Source organism: Collimonas rhizosphaerae (assembly GCF_038896935.1).
Taxonomy (GTDB): Bacteria; Pseudomonadota; Gammaproteobacteria; order Burkholderiales; family Burkholderiaceae_D; genus Collimonas; species Collimonas rhizosphaerae.
Genome location: NZ_JBANDC010000004.1, coordinates 160,421 through 179,334 on the forward strand (window position 1 = coordinate 160,421; position 18,914 = coordinate 179,334).

26 protein-coding genes are annotated in these 18,914 nt (G+C 59.5%); 2 read left to right on the forward strand and 24 right to left on the reverse strand.

The features are described from left to right. Positions 1–20: 20 nt before the first annotated feature. The 3 genes from V8G57_RS07115 to V8G57_RS07125 form a co-directional block, all read right to left on the reverse strand. Positions 21–689, reverse strand: a complete 669-nt coding sequence (locus V8G57_RS07115) for a TetR/AcrR family transcriptional regulator (RefSeq protein ID WP_342828936.1) — start codon at positions 687–689, stop codon at positions 21–23. 312 nt (positions 690–1,001) lie between these two features. Further along, a complete protein-coding gene (locus tag V8G57_RS07120; RefSeq protein ID WP_342828795.1) occupies positions 1,002–1,388 on the reverse strand; it encodes an RNA-binding S4 domain-containing protein in 387 nt (128 codons plus the stop codon). Between the two features lie 29 nt (positions 1,389–1,417). After that, a complete protein-coding gene (locus V8G57_RS07125) occupies positions 1,418–2,170 on the reverse strand; it encodes a Nif3-like dinuclear metal center hexameric protein (RefSeq protein WP_342828937.1) in 753 nt (250 codons plus the stop codon). Positions 2,171–2,223: 53 nt separating this feature from the next. Here V8G57_RS07125 and V8G57_RS07130 point away from each other — a divergent pair, with 53 nt between their 5' ends. Further along, positions 2,224–3,390, forward strand: a complete 1,167-nt coding sequence (locus tag V8G57_RS07130; RefSeq protein WP_092394676.1) for a Do family serine endopeptidase — start codon at positions 2,224–2,226, stop codon at positions 3,388–3,390. 40 nt (positions 3,391–3,430) lie between these two features. Then, positions 3,431–4,117, forward strand: a complete 687-nt coding sequence (locus tag V8G57_RS07135) for a TIGR02453 family protein (protein ID WP_144739988.1) — start codon at positions 3,431–3,433, stop codon at positions 4,115–4,117. A gap of 31 nt (positions 4,118–4,148) precedes the next feature. Here the strand turns inward: V8G57_RS07135 and tatC are convergent, their stop codons facing one another. From tatC to mlaD, 21 genes are all read right to left on the reverse strand, one after another. Continuing rightward, positions 4,149–4,937 (reverse strand): twin-arginine translocase subunit TatC, encoded by a 789-nt coding sequence (tatC, locus tag V8G57_RS07140; RefSeq protein ID WP_342828797.1) that lies wholly within the window; start codon positions 4,935–4,937, stop codon positions 4,149–4,151. Between the two features lie 78 nt (positions 4,938–5,015). Then, positions 5,016–5,510, reverse strand: a complete 495-nt coding sequence (gene tatB, locus V8G57_RS07145) for a Sec-independent protein translocase protein TatB (RefSeq protein ID WP_342828939.1) — start codon at positions 5,508–5,510, stop codon at positions 5,016–5,018. Positions 5,511–5,569: 59 nt separating this feature from the next. Next, positions 5,570–5,779 carry a Sec-independent protein translocase subunit TatA gene (gene tatA / locus V8G57_RS07150; protein ID WP_092394664.1) on the reverse strand — a complete coding sequence of 70 codons (210 nt, stop codon included), beginning with the start codon at positions 5,777–5,779 and terminating at the stop codon, positions 5,570–5,572. 120 nt (positions 5,780–5,899) lie between these two features. Then, entirely contained in the window at positions 5,900–6,271 is a 372-nt protein-coding gene (locus tag V8G57_RS07155; protein ID WP_092394660.1) for a histidine triad nucleotide-binding protein, read from the reverse strand. 45 nt (positions 6,272–6,316) lie between these two features. After that, positions 6,317–6,694, reverse strand: coding sequence for a phosphoribosyl-ATP diphosphatase (locus V8G57_RS07160; protein WP_092394657.1), 378 nt, complete (start codon positions 6,692–6,694; stop codon positions 6,317–6,319). A gap of 32 nt (positions 6,695–6,726) precedes the next feature. After that, on the reverse strand, positions 6,727–7,125 hold the full coding sequence (gene hisI, locus V8G57_RS07165) for a phosphoribosyl-AMP cyclohydrolase (RefSeq protein WP_092394654.1): 399 nt from the start codon (positions 7,123–7,125) through the stop codon (positions 6,727–6,729). Further along, positions 7,122–7,886: an imidazole glycerol phosphate synthase subunit HisF gene (gene hisF / locus V8G57_RS07170; RefSeq protein ID WP_092394651.1), complete on the reverse strand. Its 765-nt coding sequence runs from the start codon at positions 7,884–7,886 to the stop codon at positions 7,122–7,124. The genes hisI and hisF overlap by 4 nt, the downstream gene beginning before the upstream one ends. Next, positions 7,883–8,698, reverse strand: a complete 816-nt coding sequence (gene hisA / locus V8G57_RS07175) for a 1-(5-phosphoribosyl)-5-[(5-phosphoribosylamino)methylideneamino]imidazole-4-carboxamide isomerase (RefSeq protein ID WP_092394648.1) — start codon at positions 8,696–8,698, stop codon at positions 7,883–7,885. The genes hisF and hisA overlap by 4 nt, the downstream gene beginning before the upstream one ends. Positions 8,699–8,834: 136 nt before the next feature. Next, positions 8,835–9,473 carry an imidazole glycerol phosphate synthase subunit HisH gene (hisH, locus tag V8G57_RS07180; RefSeq protein WP_092394645.1) on the reverse strand — a complete coding sequence of 213 codons (639 nt, stop codon included), beginning with the start codon at positions 9,471–9,473 and terminating at the stop codon, positions 8,835–8,837. 47 nt (positions 9,474–9,520) lie between these two features. After that, complete coding sequence (gene hisB / locus V8G57_RS07185) at positions 9,521–10,117, reverse strand: imidazoleglycerol-phosphate dehydratase HisB (RefSeq protein ID WP_014004509.1); 597 nt, start codon at positions 10,115–10,117, stop codon at positions 9,521–9,523. Positions 10,118–10,355: 238 nt separating this feature from the next. Further along, a complete protein-coding gene (locus V8G57_RS07190; protein ID WP_342828799.1) occupies positions 10,356–11,153 on the reverse strand; it encodes a DNA-methyltransferase in 798 nt (265 codons plus the stop codon). A gap of 7 nt (positions 11,154–11,160) precedes the next feature. Continuing rightward, complete coding sequence (gene hisD / locus V8G57_RS07195; protein ID WP_092394640.1) at positions 11,161–12,486, reverse strand: histidinol dehydrogenase; 1,326 nt, start codon at positions 12,484–12,486, stop codon at positions 11,161–11,163. 50 nt (positions 12,487–12,536) lie between these two features. Continuing rightward, positions 12,537–13,184 carry an ATP phosphoribosyltransferase gene (gene hisG / locus V8G57_RS07200; RefSeq protein ID WP_092394637.1) on the reverse strand — a complete coding sequence of 216 codons (648 nt, stop codon included), beginning with the start codon at positions 13,182–13,184 and terminating at the stop codon, positions 12,537–12,539. Continuing rightward, positions 13,181–14,431: a UDP-N-acetylglucosamine 1-carboxyvinyltransferase gene (gene murA, locus V8G57_RS07205; RefSeq protein ID WP_092394634.1), complete on the reverse strand. Its 1,251-nt coding sequence runs from the start codon at positions 14,429–14,431 to the stop codon at positions 13,181–13,183. Before murA ends, hisG begins: the two co-directional genes overlap by 4 nt. 54 nt (positions 14,432–14,485) lie before the next feature. Then, the gene (locus V8G57_RS07210; RefSeq protein WP_092394631.1) at positions 14,486–14,728 is read right to left on the reverse strand and encodes a BolA family protein; all 243 of its coding nucleotides are present in this window, start codon (positions 14,726–14,728) and stop codon (positions 14,486–14,488) included. Positions 14,729–14,766: 38 nt separating this feature from the next. After that, a complete protein-coding gene (locus V8G57_RS07215; protein ID WP_092395083.1) occupies positions 14,767–15,522 on the reverse strand; it encodes an ABC transporter permease in 756 nt (251 codons plus the stop codon). Continuing rightward, positions 15,522–16,475 (reverse strand): ABC transporter ATP-binding protein, encoded by a 954-nt coding sequence (locus V8G57_RS07220; protein ID WP_342828800.1) that lies wholly within the window; start codon positions 16,473–16,475, stop codon positions 15,522–15,524. Before V8G57_RS07220 ends, V8G57_RS07215 begins: the two co-directional genes overlap by 1 nt. A gap of 170 nt (positions 16,476–16,645) precedes the next feature. Continuing rightward, on the reverse strand, positions 16,646–16,939 hold the full coding sequence (locus V8G57_RS07225) for an STAS domain-containing protein (RefSeq protein WP_092394626.1): 294 nt from the start codon (positions 16,937–16,939) through the stop codon (positions 16,646–16,648). 17 nt (positions 16,940–16,956) lie between these two features. Continuing rightward, positions 16,957–17,589 (reverse strand): MlaC/ttg2D family ABC transporter substrate-binding protein, encoded by a 633-nt coding sequence (locus V8G57_RS07230; RefSeq protein ID WP_092394623.1) that lies wholly within the window; start codon positions 17,587–17,589, stop codon positions 16,957–16,959. Between the two features lie 105 nt (positions 17,590–17,694). Continuing rightward, positions 17,695–18,432: an MlaA family lipoprotein gene (locus tag V8G57_RS07235; RefSeq protein WP_092394620.1), complete on the reverse strand. Its 738-nt coding sequence runs from the start codon at positions 18,430–18,432 to the stop codon at positions 17,695–17,697. Next, entirely contained in the window at positions 18,429–18,902 is a 474-nt protein-coding gene (mlaD, locus tag V8G57_RS07240) for an outer membrane lipid asymmetry maintenance protein MlaD (RefSeq protein WP_092394617.1), read from the reverse strand. Before mlaD ends, V8G57_RS07235 begins: the two co-directional genes overlap by 4 nt. Positions 18,903–18,914 lie beyond the last annotated feature (12 nt).

The following is an 18,914-nucleotide window of genomic DNA, read 5'->3' on the forward strand; positions in this document are numbered from 1 at the left end:
CTCCTGATGATTGTTTGTATTTACTGGATTGATCTGGCTGCCGGCTTGGCAGCGATTTTTTGATTCGTTTGCGAGGATTTCTTGGTGGACTGGAGCGCCTGCGTATCACGATAACTGTCAATCAGGCGGTCGAAACCTTTTTGAGCGCGTTCTACGCTGCCGGCTTTTTTCAGGAAACGGGCGTCGTGATGCAGACCCAGGATCAAGCCGTACATCTCGTAGACCAGCTGGTCGGCGTCGGTGTCGGCGCGCAGGTGGCCGGCGTCGACTGCCTGCAGTGCGCAGCGATGCAGGGCCTGCTGCCAGGTGCGCACCATGGTCACCAGCTGTTCGCGGATTTCTCCCGGCCGGTCATCGTACTCGACGGCGCCGCTGATATAGATGCAACCGGAGGCGATTTCAATCGTCACCTGACGGATCCAGCGGGCAAACATGCATTCCAGGCGCGGCAGGCCGCGTGCTTCCTTGATGCTCGGATAGAACACTTCCTGCTCGAACTGGCGGTGGTACAGCTTCACCACTTCGATCTGCAGATCTTCGCGCGAGCCGAAATGGGCAAACACGCCGGATTTGCTCATGTTCATTTTTTCGGCCAGCAAGCCGATGGTCAGACCCTCAAGGCCGTCACGGCTCGCCAGCGTGATGGCAACGTCGAGAATCGCTGCCCGCGTCATTTCGCCTTTACGCATGAATTTCGGCGGCATGTCAGTATGTGCCACGATAGTCCTGTCTCTGTCTGGTTAGGTCTGGATACAATCGGCGTTGCCTGGCTCGAAGACGGCTGCCTGCAAGAATGCGAACGCTCGTACTATTATGCACCAGAATCGAAATGTCAAACAGCGACTTAGAGGGGCCGTTCTACCGAGAATTCCTTCGAAATCCAGCGGAAGTTCTATTTGCGCTTCCTGAGCCCTGGATATGGCAGCCGCGCTTGATGAGAAAACGTCCTGGCAGCTTTACGCTAGCGCCAAAACCGGGCCGGGGCGATGTCAAACCGCCATCTAGGATTGTGCCTTATCCAGCAAGCGGCGGTCGCGCTTGGTCGGCCGCCCTTTGATCTGCTGTGTGGGTTCGTGGAAGAACTTGCGGTCTTCCGCAAGCGTGGCGCGCCTGGCCATGCTTTGTTCGGTTTCCTGGTATAGCGTCTGCGCAATCGCCGCCGAACTGCGGTTGTCTGCCAGCAGCACGACCGTCACCTCCCACACGCTGGCGCCGTTATCGATCGCCAGGATATCGCCGGCTTTCAGGTTGCGCGCCGGCTTGGTGCGCTCATCGTTCAGCCTGACCTTGCCGTGGTCGACCGCGTCGCTGGCCAGCGTGCGGGTCTTGAAAAACCGTGCCGCCCAGAGCCACTTGTCAATACGTACCGCTTCGACCGTCTTACCCATGCTGTGAATCCATAGTCTGCACCGCGCGCTTACACCGGGTTGCCGATGTCGATGAATTGATGCTGCAGGCCGAAATGCTCGGCCAGGTGGCGGCCCAAGGCTTGCACGCCGTAGCGCTCGGTGGCGTGATGGCCGGCCGCCAGGTAGGCCACCCCGGTTTCACGCGCCAGGTGCACGGTCGGCTCGGAAATCTCGCCGCTGATGTAGACGCCGGCGCCGGCGGCAATTGCATCGCCCAGCAGGTTTTGTGCGGCGCCGGTACACCAGGCGACTTGCCCCAGGCGCTGGGACGGGTCGCCGATCAGGACCGGAGCGCGCTGCAGCCGGCGTTCAATCAGGTTCGCCAAATCGCCCACGGTGCTTACCTGCGGATCGCTGAGGCTGCCTAGCCAGCCCAGGCTGTCTTCGCCGAAACGGCCATTGGGCGACAAACCCAATTGCTGCGCCAGCTGCACATTGTTGCCAAAATCCGCATGGGCATCGAGCGGCAGGTGATAGGCAAACAGGTTGATATCGTGCGTCAGCAGCAATTTCAGGCGCTTGTGCTTGGGGCCGATAACGCGGGCGTCCTCGCCGCGCCAAAAATAACCGTGGTGCACCAGGATGGCGTCCGCACCGCTGTCTACGGCCGCTTCCAGCAAAGCGAGGCTGGCGGTGACGCCTGTCACCAGGCGCTTAATTTCGGCGCGTCCTTCCACCTGCAAGCCATTTGGGCAATAATCACGGAACTGTGTAATATTTAATGCTTCGGCAAGATATTTCTCCAGTTCAATGCGATCCACCGCTTTTACCGATTCTTGATCCACGATTCCTTACTCCTTCTAAGATCTTCACTATGCGACGTTTCTGGCTGTTATTTGCGCAAACCATCACCATCGGTTTAGCGATCTGGTTCATTGTAACGACCTTGAAGCCGGATTGGCTAAACGGCGCCTTGACCAGTTCGCCAACGCATATCGCCGCGTCGAAGGTGCCGCTGCAGGAAGTTGCCCCGGGAACGCCGACGCCGGGCTCCTACCGCCAGGCTGCGCAGCGCGCGATGCCGTCGGTGGTGAATGTTTTCACCAGCAAGGACGCCAAGCCGGTCGCGCCTGACATGCCGGAAGATCCGCTGCTCAGGAAATTCTTCGGCGACCGCGGCGACGACCAAGACGAGAAACAGTCCAGCCTTGGCTCGGGCGTCATCGTCAGCGCGCAGGGTTATATCCTGACCAACAACCATGTGGTCGAAGCGGCCGATGAAATCGAAGTGGCGCTGGCTGACGGCCGCACCACTACCGCCAAGGTGGTGGGGACCGATCCTGAAACCGACCTGGCCGTGATCAAGATCGAGCTGCCGAACCTGCCTGCGGTGACGCTGGGCCGCGCCGACCAGGCCAGCGTCGGCGACGTCGTGCTGGCCATCGGCAATCCGTTCGGGGTCGGCCAGACGGTGACCATGGGGATCATTTCGGCGCTGGGCCGCAGCCACCTCGGCATCAACCAGTTTGAAAACTTCATCCAGACCGACGCCGCGATCAACCCCGGCAATTCCGGCGGCGCGCTGATCGACACCAACGGCAACCTGATCGGCATCAACACTGCAATCTATTCGCGCACCGGCGGTTCGCTCGGAATCGGTTTTGCCGTGCCGATGACTACCGCCAAGACCGTGATGGAATCGATCATCAACACCGGCCACATGGTGCGCGGCTACATCGGCGTCGAACCGCAGGACATCACGCCGGAACTGGCCGAGAGCTTCGGCTTGAACCGCAGCACCGGCGCCATCATCGCCGGCGTGATCAAGAATGGACCGGCCGACAAGGCCGGCCTGAAGCCGGGCGATATCCTGGTGGCGATCGAAGGCAAACCGATCACCGACAGCACCGACATGACCAACCTGATCGCCCAGCTGCAGCCTGGCAGCAAAGCCAAGCTGACGGTGTTGCGCAAGACCAAGGAAACCACGGTGGAAGCCGTTATCGGCAAGCGGCCGCCGATGAAACGCGAACCAGAATAAATGCGCGCCGCCGCGCTCAATCTCATAAAGGAAACCGGTAATGCACGTACGTGACCTGACCCAATACCTGGCCGAACTGTCGGAAAACAATAACCGGGCCTGGTTTGTCATGAACAAGCCGCGCTACGATATCTTGCGGGCAGAGTTCCTGGAACTGGTGGTGCGCCTGATCGCCCAGGTCAGCAAATTCGATCCGGCCATCGCCGGCTGCAATCCGAAGAAAGCGCTGTTCCGGATCAACCGCGACATGCGCTTTTCACACGACAAGAGTCCGTACAAATCCTATTTCTCGGCGTCCATCACGGCCAGCGGACTGAAGAAGCCGAGCCAGGGCGGCGGTCCGGCCTATTATTTCCATATCGACGCCAGCGGCACCCTGCTCATCGCCGGCGGCGAATACATGCCGCCGGCCGACCGCCTGCGGGCGATCCGCCAGCAGGTGGTCGCCGACGCCAAGGGTTTTGGCAAGCTGCTGAAAAACAAGAAACTGGTGGAGACTTACGGCGACCTGCAGACCGAAGGCAAGCTGACCCGCCCGCCCAAAGGTTTTGACGCCGACTCGCCGCACATCGAATATGTCAAGATGAAAAACTTTATCGTCTGGAACGAACAGCCGGTGAAGAAGATGTTGTCGGACGCGCTGGAGAAAGAACTGGTGTCCGGTTTTAAAGATGCTTACCCGCTGGTAAGCTGGCTGCGGCAGATCAAGACCCCGATTGCCGAGTAACGCGGGGCGGCCTGGCAGCCGCCCGCTCGATTCAGATGGTTTTTTCCGATTCTTCCGCAGGCGCCTGGGTCGCCTTGACGAACAGCGGCGCCACCAGCAGGCCGACCTCGTACAGCAGGCACAGCGGCACGGCCAGCAGCAGCTGGCTCATGATGTCCGGCGGCGTCACCACCGCCGCCACCACGAAAGCGCCTACGATGACATAAGGACGGATGGATTTCAGCTTTTCCAGTGAAACCAGGCCCATGCGCACCAGTACGATCACCACGATGGGCACTTCAAACGTCATGCCGAAGGCGATGAACATGGTCATCACGAAATCGAAATAGCTATCGATGTCCGGCGCCACCGAAACCGACTTCGGCGCAAAATTGTTAATGAAGTGGAAGATCACCCCAAACACCAGGTAATAACAAAAAGCGACGCCGGCGATAAACAATACCGAGGATGAAATCACCAGCGGCGCAATCAGCTTCTTTTCATGCGCATACAGGCCTGGCGCGATAAACGCCCACAGCTGGTACAGCACCCATGGCAGAGCAATGACAAAGGCCAGCAGCAGGGTCACCTTGACCGGGATCAGGAACGGCGTGATGACGCCGGTGGCGATCATCTTGGCGCCCACCGGCAGGGCAGCGAGCATCGGCGCGGCGAGCAAATCGTAGATATGCGCAGCCCACGGCATCAGGCACAGGAATACCACGATCACTGCGATCGACGCCTTCATGATGCGATTGCGCAATTCCACCAGGTGCGAAATGAACGTCTCTTCGACGCCGCCGGTTTTTTCGAAACCGCTTGTTTTCTGTTCTTCAGTCATGGGAGCAAGGTGTTTTGCAAACAAGCGGATTTGCGGATATCAGCGTTGGCCCCGATTGCCTTGAGGCGACGCATGAAATCATGAAAAAAATGAACCGGAAGCCTTGTTTTGGCCGGCCGGGCGATATTTCGCGACACGCGCGGCGCCGGACAGGACGCGCGCCTTTTGGCCGCTTTGCTGTTTGTACCAGGCAGGAATGGCGCTGGTGCGCGCCAGCTTTTTCTTGCGAAAACTCTTGGCCTTGACCGCCAGCTGCTCGACATTAAAACTGTCCGCACCACCCACGCTGCTGTCGTTCCAGGCAGCGTGCAGCGAATCCTTGGTATCCGAGACGCTGCGGGCAATGCTTTGCTCGATATCGCTGGCCGCTTCCTGCACGTCTTGCTGCATCTTGCGCAATTCTTCCAGTTCAATCTCGCGACTGACTTCCGATTTGACTTCATTGATGTAGCGTTGCGCGCGGCCGAACAGGGAACCCGCCATGCGAGCCACGGTCGGCAGTTTTTCCGGCCCGACGACAACCAGTGCAACGACACCAATCAAAGCGAGTTTAGTAAGACCAATATCGATCATGGGAAGGAGCAGCAAACATCATCCACGGCCGGCTTGAAGCAGGCGCCGGCCGCCACGGATCAGTTGCCGGACTTGTCCTTTTCTTTGGTTGCAACGTCAATCGTCGCTTTATCGGCGGCTTGTTTTTCTTCTTCGCCCTTGACGCCATCCTTGAAGCCCTTGACTGCCTTGCCCAGGTCGGAACCCATATTGCCGATTTTCTTGGTGCCAAACACCAACATCACGATAACCAGCACGATCAACCAGTGCCAAATGCTGAACGAACCCATTTTTTTCTCCTTGTCGGACAAGCTGTCCGATCCTGCTAAATCAACACACCGTTAAATCCCTGTAAACCACCTGCAGCGTACTTGCAGCTTTCGCTGCCGCCGGACACAAATCCGACCGGTTCAGCGCTGCCCACGCCACGGTTTAGGTCCGCCGATGACGTGCATATGCAAATGGTACACCTCTTGGCCGCCGTCAGGCCCGACGTTGAAGACAGTCTTGTAGCCGCCGCTAGCCTGGCCCTGCTCGTCCAGCTGGTAACCGCAGCCCTGTTCTTGCGCCAGGCGCGGCGCCAGCAGCGCCATTTTACCCAACAAAGCGGCATGCGCCTCAGTACAATCGGCCAAAGTCGCGATGTGCTGCTTGGGCACGATCAGGAAATGGATGGGCGCGGCCGGATTGATGTCATGGAAAGCGATCAGGTCGTCGTCTTCATAGATCGCTTTCGAGGGAATCTGCTTGGCTGCAATTTTGCAAAAAATACAATTTTCCAAATTATCTCCGGGGCTTGAAGGATTCTTGAACGATTCTCAAACGATTCAGATCTTGTCTTGGCCGGTTTCCTGCTGCTCACGGTCGCTCAGCTTGCGGCTGGCTTTTTCTTCGATGCCCGACAGGCCCTCGCGCCGCGCCAGTTCCTGCAGCACGTCTTGCGGCGTCAGGTTGAACTGGGCCAGCATGATCATCGAATGGAACCACAGGTCAGCGCATTCGTACAAGACATGCGAAGAATCGCCATCCACCCGCGCATCCTTGGCGGCCATCACGGTTTCCGTCGCTTCCTCGCCGATTTTCTTCAGGATCGCATCGTCGCCCTTGGCGAACAGCCGGGCGACGTACGAAGTCTCCGGGTCGCCGCCGTTGGCCGGTTTGCGCGACTCGATGACCGCAGCCAGGCGCTTTAGGGTTTCACTCATGATTGCATCCGCTTATCTGCTTGTTGATCTGCTTACTTGTTGTATATCTCGTCCGGTTCTTTCAGCACCGGCTCGACCGTTTCCCAGCCCTTGCTCTCGCTCTCCAGTTTCTGGAAGAAACAGGAGTGGCGGCCGGTATGGCAGGCAATGTCGCCGGCCTGGGTTACTTTCAGCAGTACCACGTCCTCGTCGCAGTCGAGACGAATTTCGTGCACTTTCTGCACATGGCCGGACTCTTCGCCCTTGTGCCACAGTTTCTTGCGCGTGCGGCTCCAGTACACCGCTTCGCCCAGCGCCACCGTCTTCGCCAGGGCGTCGCGGTTCATCCAGGCGAACATCAAGACATCGTTCGAGCCGAGTTCCTGGGCAATCACCGGCACCAGGCCGTGCTCATCCCACCTCACCTTGTTTAACCAACTCACGCTGCTCATGCTAGCCTCATCGGAATCTGCTGTGCCGCCATGAACTGCTTGGCTTCTTGCACAGTATGTTGACCATAATGGAAAATGCTCGCCGCCAGCACCGCATCGGCGCGGCCGATCTTGATGCCGTCTGCCAGGTCCTGCAAACCGCCGACGCCGCCGGAAGCAATCACCGGAATCGTCACGGCATTGGAGACGCTGCTGGTCAAGGCCAGGTCGAAACCAACCTTGGTGCCATCGCGATCCATGCTGGTGAGCAGGATTTCTCCCGCGCCCAGCCGCTCCATCTTTTGCGCCCATGCGATCGCATCGAGGCCGGTGGCCTTGCGCCCGCCATGGGTGAAGACTTCCCATTTGCCGGGTGCGACCTGCTTGGCGTCGATTGCCACCACGATGCATTGCGAACCGTACTTGGCGGCGGCGTCCGCCACCAGCTGAGGATTGGTGACGGCGGAAGTGTTGATGCCGACCTTGTCCGCACCTGCGTTCAGCAAACGCCGTACGTCTTCCACCGCCCGCACGCCGCCGCCGACCGTCAGCGGGATGAATACCTGCGACGCAACCGCTTCGATGATCGGCAGGATCAGGTCGCGGCCGTCGGAGGAAGCAGTGATGTCGAGGAAAGTGATTTCGTCAGCGCCCTGCTGGTCGTAGCGGCGGGCAATCTCGACCGGATCGCCGGCATCGCGCAGCTCCAGGAAATTGACGCCCTTGACCACGCGGCCATTGGTCACGTCGAGACAGGGAATGATGCGTTTGGCAAGCGTCATGGCTGGTCAGCGTCGGGCTGCTCGGATAAGTCTTCGTCTTCGACGAACTCGTCGCTCAGCTCGTCGGCGCGCTCTTGCGCCGAACGCAAGTCAAGCGTTCCTTCATAAATCGAACGGCCGCAAATCACCGCCTCGATGCCTTCATCCTGCACCGCGCACAACGCTTCCACATCCTTGACGTTGTGCACGCCGCCGGAAGCGATCACCGGGATGGTCATGCTTTGCGCCAGCTTGACGGTCGCTTCGATATTGACGCCGCCCATCATGCCGTCGCGGCCGATGTCGGTATACACGATCGAGGCGCAGCCATAGTCTTCGAATTTCTTGGCGAGGTCGATCACTTCGTGGCCGGACAGCTTGCTCCAGCCATCGGTGGCGACCTTGCCGTCCTTGGCGTCGAGGCCGACGATGATCTGGCCCGGGAAAGCGCTGCAGGCATCGTGCAGGAAACCAGGATTCTTGACCGCGGCGGTGCCGATGATGATGTAGCTCAGGCCGTCGTCCAGGTAGCGTTCGATAGTGTCCAGGTCGCGGATGCCGCCACCCAGCTGCACCGGGATTTCCTCGACGCCGTTGAGTACGGCGAATTCGCGCACCGCCTTGATGATGGCCTTGACCGCGGGTTCGTTCTTCGGCTTGCCGGCGAACGCGCCATTCAGGTCAACCAGGTGCAGGCGGCGCGCGCCTTGCATCAGCCAATGGCGGGCCATCTCGCCCGGATCGTCGGAAAATACGGTGGCTTGGTCCATATCGCCCTGTTTCAGGCGTACGCAGTGACCGTCTTTGAGGTCGATGGCAGGTATCAGCAGCATGGCTACAATTGTGTATGAGGTGAAGTCGGTTAAAAACCTGCCCAGTGAAATCCAGGCAGCTAATTTGCTCAGTTAAGTTTGCTCAGTCCAGTTTGAATAAATATCCGCATAAACCAGGGGGAATGCCGGAATATATTCAAGGCTTCCATTGCACGAAATTCTTGTACAGCTGCAAACCGGCGCTAGCGCTTTTCTCCGGATGAAACTGCGTGGCAAAAATATTATCACGGCCGACCGCGCAGCTGAACGCCGCGCCGTACTCAGTCTCGCCGAAGGTATGCGCAGCATCGGCCGGCACTGCGTAATAGCTATGGACGAAATAAAAATAATCCTGGTCGGCAATACCGTGCCAGAGCGGATGAGACTGCGCCTGGCGCACTCGGTTCCAGCCCATCTGCGGCACCTTGAAACGCGAACCGTCGTCCTGCAGCCGGCCGTCCAGGCGGAAGCGCACTACCTTGCCGGGCAACAATCCCAGGCCGGCGGTATCACCTTCTTCGCTCAGGTCGAACAGCATCTGCTCGCCGACGCAGACGCCTAGCAGCGGCTTGCTGCGCGCAGCTTCCAGCAACACTTCCTGCAAACCCGATTCGCGCAGGCTGCGCATGCAATCCGGCATTGCTCCCTGGCCTGGCAGGACCAGGCGGTCGGCTGACCGGATATCGGCAATCGTACCCGAGATCAGGACCTCGGCTTCCGGCGCCACCTGGCGCAGGGCCTGCGCCACCGAGCGCAAGTTGCCCATGCCATAGTCAACTACAACAATTTTGTTCATGATAAAGATTCAAGTCCCGAGGAAAGTCCGGGTAAATAAGCTCAACCTTAGAGGCTGCCCTTGGTCGAAGGAATGGTGCCGGCGGAACGCGGATCCAGCTCTGCAGCCATGCGCAACGCACGGCCAAACGCCTTGAAGACGGTTTCGCATTGATGATGGGCGTTTTCGCCGCGCAGGTTGTCGATATGCAAAGATACCAGTGCATGATTGACAAAGCCCTGGAAAAATTCGTGGGTCAGGTCGACGTCGAAGCCGCCGATCATGGCGCGCTTGAACGGCACGTGGAATTCCAGGCCCGGGCGGCCGGAGAAATCGATCACCACGCGCGACAGCGCTTCGTCCAGCGGCACGTAGGCATGGCCGTAGCGGCGGATGCCCTTCTTGTCGCCGATGGCCTTGGCGAACGCTTGCCCCAAGGTAATGCCGACGTCTTCCACCGTGTGGTGGGCGTCGATATGCAGGTCGCCGTTGGCTTCGATATCGAGGTCGATCAAGCCATGCCGCGCAATCTGGTCCAGCATATGGTCGAGGAACGGCACGCCGGTATTCAGCTTTTGCTGGCCGCTGCCGTCCAGATTGATGGAGACGCGGATTTGCGTCTCGTTGGTATTGCGCGTGATCGATGCAGTTCGAGGCGTAGACATGTTGAGCTTGAGACCAATTTACTATGTGGTGACGCACAGGCGTCGTGGAGGTAAGTGTACTAAATTATTCGACGACCGGATTTAAGATCGAGATTGTTGCAGCTTCCCCGTTAGTCACTAGTGAAGCCTGGCCAAGGCAGCTTTTTGGGCTGCATCGCCATTTTACCGACATTTTCATGTTTTCCCGCTAATGGCAGCCTTGATAATCGCTATAAGCGTTGCTATTCAAGCCAAATGCCTATGCCAGCGCCCGTTCGCCGGGCTCCTGGCTGTCGAGCTGCGCCAGCCGCCGTTCGATCAGCGCGCAGTACTCGGGATTGAGCTCAAAGCCGACAAACCTCCGTCCGCAACGGCGCGCCGCCACCGCCGTGGTGCCGCTGCCCATGAAGGGATCGAGCACGATCCCGCCGGGCGGACAGGAAGCCTTGATCATGCGCTCCACGATTTCCAGCGGCTTCTGGGTCGGATGGTCGGCCCGCTCGCGATGTTCGCGGTGCAGGCGCGAGACGCTCCAGACGTCTTTCGGGTTATAACCCAGCTCCAGCCACTTGGCGCCGACAAAAATCGAGCGCGAACGGGCTTTCTTGGTTTCAGCGTCGTAGGGAATCCGGATGGCGTCGAGGTCGAAGTAATAGTCCTTGGCGCGGGCGAAGAAGCCGATCGTGTCGTGCACCGACGAAAAACGCCGGGTGCCGCCGCCCATCGAAGGCACCCGCCGGTCCCAGATGATTTCATTGTTCATGATCATGCGCTGCTTGAGCATGACAAAAATCTCGGGCGAAAAGCGCCAGGTCAGGAAAATGTAGAGGCTGCCGTTCGGCTTCAGTTTCGGCAAGGCGGCGTCTATCCATTCTTCGGTCCAGCGCAGGTAAGCCGCGGTGTCGAGCTTGTCGGAATCGTTGCCGTAGTCCTTGCCCAGGCCGTAGGGTGGATCGGCCAGCAGCAGGTCGACCGAACCGTCCGGTATGCGCTGCAGGCCCTGCAGCGCGTCCTCGCCATAGATGCGATCGATCCAGTCGTCGCTCATCGCAGCCATGCCGCTGTCATTGCGGCTTGTCTTTCAAGCGGTATTCGGCGGACCGGGCATGCGCCTGCAATCCTTCGCCGTAAGCCAGTTCCGCCGCGACCTTGCCCAGCGTCTGGGCGCCGGCCTCGCTGATGTTGATGATGCTGGAACGCTTCTGGAAATCGTAGACGCCGAGCGGCGACGAGAAACGCGCGGTGCGCGAAGTCGGCAGTACGTGATTTGGTCCGGCGCAGTAGTCGCCCAGCGCTTCCGACGAGAACCGGCCCAGGAACATGGCGCCGGCGTGGCGGATCCGGTCGGCCCAGCGCTGCGGATTGTCGGCCGAAATTTCCAGGTGCTCCGCCGCGATATGATTGGCGATCTCGCAGGCATGCTCCATGTCGCGCACTTTCACCAGCGCGCCGCGGTTGGTGAGCGAAGTGCGGATCACTTCATGGCGCGGCATCAGCGGCAGCTGCCGGTTGATGCTGGCTTCGACGGCGGCGATGTAAGCCGGGTCAGGACACAGCAGGATCGACTGCGCCAGTTCATCGTGCTCGGCTTGCGAAAACAGGTCCATCGCGATCCAGTCGGGATCGGTGGTGCCGTCGCACAGCACCAGGATTTCGGAAGGCCCGGCGATCATGTCGATGCCGACCGTGCCGAATACGCGCCGCTTGGCCGCCGCGACATAAGCGTTGCCGGGGCCGACAATCTTGTCGACCTGGGGAATGGTGGCGGTGCCGTAGGCCAGCGCCGCCACTGCTTGCGCGCCGCCGATGGTGAATACGCGATCGACGCCGGCAATGGCTGCCGCCGCCAGCACCAGCGGATTCTTGATGCCGTCCGGAGTCGGCACCACCATGATGATTTCCTGCACGCCGGCGACCTTGGCCGGAATCGCATTCATCAGCACCGAGGAAGGATAAGCCGCCTTGCCGCCGGGGACATAGATGCCGACGCGGTCCAGCGGCGTGACCTTTTGCCCAAGCACGGTGCCGTCGGCTTCGGTGTAGCTGAAGCCGTCCGAACCGCATTCGACTTTCTGGCGCTGGTGGTAGCTGCGCACGCGGTCGGCCGCGATCTGCAAGGCGCCGCGGCGTTCAGGAGAAAGCTCGGCCAGCGCCGCCTGCAATTCCTGCTGGCCGATTTCCAGCAGGCTGACGTCGTTTACGCTGAGGCGATCGAAACGGTTGGTGTATTCCAGCACGGCGGCGTCGCCGCGCGCTTTGACGTCGGCCAGGATGCGTGCCGCGGCCTGGTCGATGGCTTCGTCTTCGCCTGCCTCGAACGCCAGCAGCGCTGTCAGTTGCGCCTGGAAATTCGGCAGCCCTGCATCGAGTTTTCTGATTGCTATGCTCATGTCACTTCCAGTTTGCGGTGCGGTTTCCGCCGCAGCTGCGTCGCCGCGGCTTATTGAATCGAAGCTTTTTCGAAGGCTTCCAGGATCGGCTGCAAGCGCTCGCGCTTGAGCTTCAATGCGGCCTGGTTCACCACCAGCCGCGACGAGATATCCATGATGTGTTCGACTTCAACCAGGTTATTGGCGCGCAAGGTGCCGCCGGTGCTGACCAGGTCGACAATCGCATCCGCCAGCCCGACCAGCGGCGCCAGCTCCATCGAGCCGTACAGCTTGATCAGGTCGACGTGCATGCCCTTCGCCGCGAAGTGTTCGCGCGCCGTCAGCAGGTATTTGGTGGCGACCCGCAGCCGCGCGCCCTGGCGGATCGCGCTGGCGTAGTCGAAGCCGGCCGATACCGCCACCGACATGCGGCATTTTGCAATCTCCAGGTCAATCGGCTGATACAGGCCTTCGCCGCCATGCTCCAGCAGCACATCCTTGCCCGCCACGCCAAAATCGGCGGCGCCGTATTGCACATAGGTCGGCACGTCGGAAGCGCGCACGATGATCACGTTGACCTGCGGATCGTTGGTCGCCAGGATCAGCTTGCGCGAGGTTTCCGGATCTTCGGTGACCTCGATGCCGGCCGCCTTCAGCAGCGGCAAGGTCTCTTCAAAGATGCGGCCTTTCGACAAGGCCAGGGTCAGCTTCTGGCTCATTTGATTCTTTCGATATTTGCGCCGACCGCGGACAGTTTGCGCTCCATCTCGTCGTAGCCGCGGTCCAGGTGGTAGACGCGCTCGATCAGGGTCTGGCCTTGCGCCACCAGGCCGGAAATCACCAGCGAAGCGGAGGCGCGCAGGTCGGTCGCCATCACCGGCGCACCGACCAGCTTGTCGACGCCCTTGATGATGGCGGTATTGCCCTGGACATCGATGGCAGCGCCGAGGCGGTTCATTTCCTGCACGTGCATGAAGCGGTTTTCAAAGATCGTTTCGGTGACGTGGCTGGTGCCTTCGGCAATGCTGTTCATCGCCATGAACTGCGCTTGCATGTCGGTCGGGAAGCCCGGATATTCAGTGGTGCGGAAACTGACCGCCTTGGGCCGCGCCGCCATCTGCACGCGGATCCAGTCGTCGCCGGAGGTGAGGATCACGCCGGCTTCGCGCAGCTTGTCCAGCACCGCATCCAGGATGTGGCTGCGGGTATTTTTCAGCATGACGTCGCCGCCGGTGGCCGCCACTGCGCACAGGAAAGTGCCGGTCTCGATACGGTCGGCGATCACCGCGTGCTCGGCGCCGTGCAGCTTGTCGACGCCCTGGATCGTCAGGCGATCGGTACCGATGCCGTCGATCTTGGCGCCCATCGCAACCAGCAGGTTGGCCAGGTCGGTCACTTCAGGCTCGCGCGCAGCGTTTTCCAGGACCGTCTCGCCATCGGCCAGGGTTGCGGCCATCAGCAGGTTTTCAGTACCGGTGACGGTGATCATGTCGGTGACGACGCGTGTACCCTTGAGCTTCTTGGCCTTGGCATGGATGTAGCCGGCCTCGATCGCAATCTCGGCGCCCATCGCCTGCAAGCCTTTGATGTGCTGGTCGACCGGGCGCGAACCGATGCCGCAGCCGCCCGGCAGCGACACCCGTGCTTCGCCGAAGCGCGCCAGCAGCGGCCCCAGCACCAGGATCGATGCGCGCATGGTTTTCACCATTTCGTAGGGCGCTTCAAGGTTGGTGATGGCGTCGCCTTGCAGGGTCACGAAGTGGCCGTCCTGGGTCGCCTTCAATCCCATCTGGCGCAGCAGCTTCAGGATGGTCGATACGTCGTGCAGGTTCGGCACGTTGCTGAGGTGCAGCTGGTCCGAGCTAAGCAAGCCCGCGCACAGGATAGGCAGCGCCGCATTTTTTGCGCCGGAAATGGTGATTTCGCCGGAAAGGCGGTTACCGCCCTGTATCAATAATTTATCCATGGTGACTTCTCGCAGTGGTGTTCGTTGTATCTGGCAGGGCAGCCGCCCGGCCGGTCATTTGTTCTCTTGAAATTCTTCCGGCGTCAGTGTCTTCATCGACAAGGCGTGGATTTCTTCGCGCATGCGGTCGCCCAGCGCCGCGTAGACGATCTGGTGGCGCTGTATCGGACGCTTGCCGGCGAAGGCTGCGGACACGATCACTGCCTTGAAATGCTGGCCGTCGCCCTCGACATCCAGGTGCGAGCATTCGAGGCCGGCGGCGATGTAGCTTTTAACGAGATCAGGTGTAGGGAACATAATATTTTCTTAGCTGTTTTTCCAACGTGGTGATGTGCTCAGTGCCGCAATTTATAGCCGCGCTTCAGCATCTGCACCGCTACCGCCGACAACAACGCCAGGAATATGCAGATGATCAGCAGGCTGATCAGCGGGTTAATGTCTGACTGCCCGAAAAAGCCGTAGCGGAATCCGTCTATCATATAAAAGAACGGATTCAAATGCGATACGGCCTGCCAAAACGGCGGCAACGATTTGATCGAATAAAACACGCCGGCAAGGAAGGTCGCCGGCATGATCAGGAAATTCTGGAAGACTGCCAGCTGGTCGAACTTGTCTGCCCAGATGCCGGCAATCAAACCCATGGTGCCCAGCAGCGCGGCGCCCAGGAATGCAAAAATCACGATCCACCACGGCGCCACGAAAGACAGGTTGCCGAACCAGGCGGTGATCACAAACACACCCAGGCCGACCGCCACGCCGCGCACTACCGAGGCCAGCACATAAGCGCCGTACAGCTCCCAGTGCGACAGCGGCGTCAGCAGGACAAACACCAGATTGCCGGTCATTTTCGACTGTGTCAACGATGACGAGGTATTGGCGAAGGCATTTTGCAACACGCTCATCATCACCAGGCCGGGAATCAGGAATGCGGTGTACTGCACGCCGGGATAGACCTCGATATGGTCCTTGAGGGTATGGCCGAAAATCAGCAGGTACAGCATCGCCGTCAGGATCGGCGCGCCTATGGTTTGCGTCGCGACTTTCCAGAAGCGCAGCACTTCCTTGTAGAACAGGGTTTGGAAACCAACCATCATTTGACACCGCCCGCGCTGTATTCATCGGCAAAAACATTAAAGCCGCTGGCGCTGACCTTGCTGTCCATGATCTGCAGGAACACGTCTTCCAGGTCGGCCTGCTGCAGCTGCATGTCCTCGATCACCGCGCCGGCATGGCGCAAGGCGCCGAGGATCGGTTCGACATCAGCGTATTCGTTGACCCGCAGCGAGAACTTGCTGCCGTCGGCATGCAGCACCAAGGGCTGCAGCGCTGCCGGCAAGCTGCCGCTGGACAGGTTGACCAGCAATTGCGAACCGGCGATGCGCTTGATCAGCGCCGAGGTGGAGTCGAGCGCCACGACCTGGCCCAGCTTGAGCATGGCGATGCGGTTGCACTGCTCTTGCGCTTCTTCCAGGTAGTGCGTGGTCAGGACCACCGTGTGGCCTTCGCGGTTGAGGCGTGAAATGAAGCGCCACAAGGTCTGCCGCAATTCGACGTCGACGCCGGCGGTCGGCTCGTCCAGCACGATCACCGGCGGCTTGTGGACCAGGGCCTGCGCCACCAGCACGCGCCGTTTCATGCCGCCCGACAGGGCGCGCATGTTGGTGTCGGCCTTGCCGGTCAGGTCAAGGTTTTCCATTACCTCGTCGATCCATTTGTCATTGTTCTTCAGGCCGTAATAGCCGGACTGTATGCGCAGCGTTTCACGCACCGTGAAAAAAGGATCGAACACCAGCTCTTGCGGCACCACGCCGAGATTGCGGCGCGCGGCGCGATAGTCGCTGACCACGTCGTGGCCATGGACCGTGACGTTGCCTGAATCCGGGTGGTTAAGGCCGGCGATGATTGAAATCAAGGTGGTCTTGCCAGCGCCGTTAGGACCCAGCAAACCGAAGAATTCACCTTCTTCGATGGTCAGGGAAACGCCGCCCAGCGCCTGCAAGGACTGGTAACGCTTCTTGACGTTGGTAATTTGGATGGCCGCCATAGTGCCTTGCTAAATATTCTGTAATTGGAACGCCTCGGCAGTGCTGCTGATTTGCCGGTCAAACCATGCTGGCCGGTGGCGGAACCCTTGATTATATTGGATTTTTGCTGCGAAGGCCGGGCGGCAACGACAAACCCGGGATGCTACGGGGGGGAAGGAGAAGGTGGAGCTCAATGATGCAGTGTACTGGCGGCAACAGTCACGCCGGTGGGCGCGAGCAGTTCTGTCACGCCGTACAAATCGATCAGGCTTTCCAGGTTGGCGGGCAAACTGGAGAAATGGAGGTTCAGGCCCTGGTTCAGGGCGGCGCATTGCCATGCCAGCAAGGTTGCGACAGCGGCCGAATCGACCGCCACCACATCGCCCAGGTCAATCTCGGTCTCGCCCCCGGCGATCGCGCGCAAGCCCTCTTCCAGAGTGACTTTGGCATTACCGACAGTAAGCGAGTGAGATGGTCTGAACATGTTAGTCAATCAACTGTTTATTTTTTAAGGCCGCGGGCAGCGCGTTCCTTGTTCTTGTCCGACAATACCTTGATCAGGCCGTCGATGCCGGAGCGGCCGATTTCGGAGGTGAAGGTACCCTTGTATGAATCAACGAGCCAGGCGCCCAGTACGTTGACATCATAGATCTTCCAGCTGGTGCCTGCTTTTTCCACGCGATAATTCAGCTGGATAGGCTCGCCGCGCGGCTGGATCACTTGCGAACGGACGATGACATCGGTATCGGCCGGATCGGCGCGCAGCGGCTTGAAATCGATCTGCTGGTCACGCACCTGCGACAGCGCGCCGGAATAGGTGAAGACCAGCAGGCTGCGGAACTGGGTGATCAGCTGTTTCTTTTGATCATCAGTTGCATCGCGCCACTTGGGGCCCATGGCCATGCTGGTCATGCGCTCGAAGTCGACATAAGGAATGATCTTTTCCTCAACCAGCGCAAGGATCCGCTGCTGGTTGCCGCCCTGGATGTTCTTGTCCGATTTGGCGGTATCCAGCACGTCCTGGCTGATGCGCTTGATCAGCGCATCAGGCGCTTCTTGCGCCTGGGCTGCCGCGGTGAACAACAGGCTGCCGACAGTCAGCGACAGCGTCAGGAATTTTTTCAGAATTTTCATATGTATTTTTAACAATCTTAATGGTTGTTAGAAGACGTCTCAGACGCGAGGTATATGCGTCCTAAGACGGCAATTTCAAGCGCCGGTTCCAGCCGGCGCCGATAATCACTGCTCGGCGGGCTTGCTGTTGGCAGGCTTGTCCGCCTTATCTGCCTTGTCGTCGCTGTCGTCATTATTGCCGTTGATCTGGCTCTGGCGGCGCTGGGTATAGGCATCGCGCACGAATTCATACTTGTCGAGGGCGGCATCCTCCAGCAGGCCGCCTGCGTCCAGCAGGTTGGCGCGCTTGTCGATCAGGCGCACCACCGAACCGGTATTGCGCCAGCGCACCGGATATTTGTACGACCAGATGTCGCCATACATATCGACCGGCAATGCCGCCGTATCGCGGATATTCGACGGCCCGAACAGCGGCAGCACCAGGTAAGGGCCGGAGCCGACGCCCCACTTGCCCAGGGTCTGGCCGAAATCCTTGTTATGTTTCTGCAAACCGGCTTCCGAGCCGATATCCAGCAAGCCGCCGAGGCCGAGCGTGGTGTTGACCGCAACCCGCATCACATCCGATGTACCGTCGGCGACATTGCCTTGCAAGAAGCCGTTGACCGAGCTCCATACGTCGCCCAGGTTGCCGAAGAAGTTGTTGACGCCGGTCTGGACAAAACTCGGCAGCCAGTTCCGGTAAGCGGTGGCGACCGGTTTCAGGGCGACCTTGTCGAGCGTGTCGTTGAAGCTGAACATGGCGCGGTTGAAACCCTCCAGCGGGTCTTGCGGATTGCTGGTAGTGGCGCAGCCGGCCAGTGCGGCAACCAGGGCCAGCGAGCCCAGGCGAGTCATGGTTTTCATTGTTCAGTGTCCTTTACATCCGCGGCCTTGCTGTACAGGAACTGACTGATCAGGTTTTCCAGCACAATCGCGGATTGCGTTAATTTAATACGGTCGCCGGCAACCAGGTTCTTGGTCGCGCCGCCCGCTTCGATACCGATATATTGCTCGCCCAACAAACCTGCCGTGAGTATCTTAGCCGAACTGTCTTCCGGGAACTGGTAACGCTGGTCCATGTTCAAGGTCACTATCGCCTGGAAGTTCTTGTCGTCGAAATTGATCGACGCCACACGCCCCACCACCACCCCGGCGCTGCGCACCGAAGCACGTACTTTCAGGCCGCCGATATTGTCGAACTTGGTAATTACCGGGTAGGTCTTGTTGAAAGTCGAGCTGCTCAGGTTGCCTGCCCTCAGCGCCAGGAACCCCAAGGCCAGCACCCCGATCAGCACAAACATGCCTACCCATACGTCTACAGTTTTCTGTTGCATGATTCATCACCT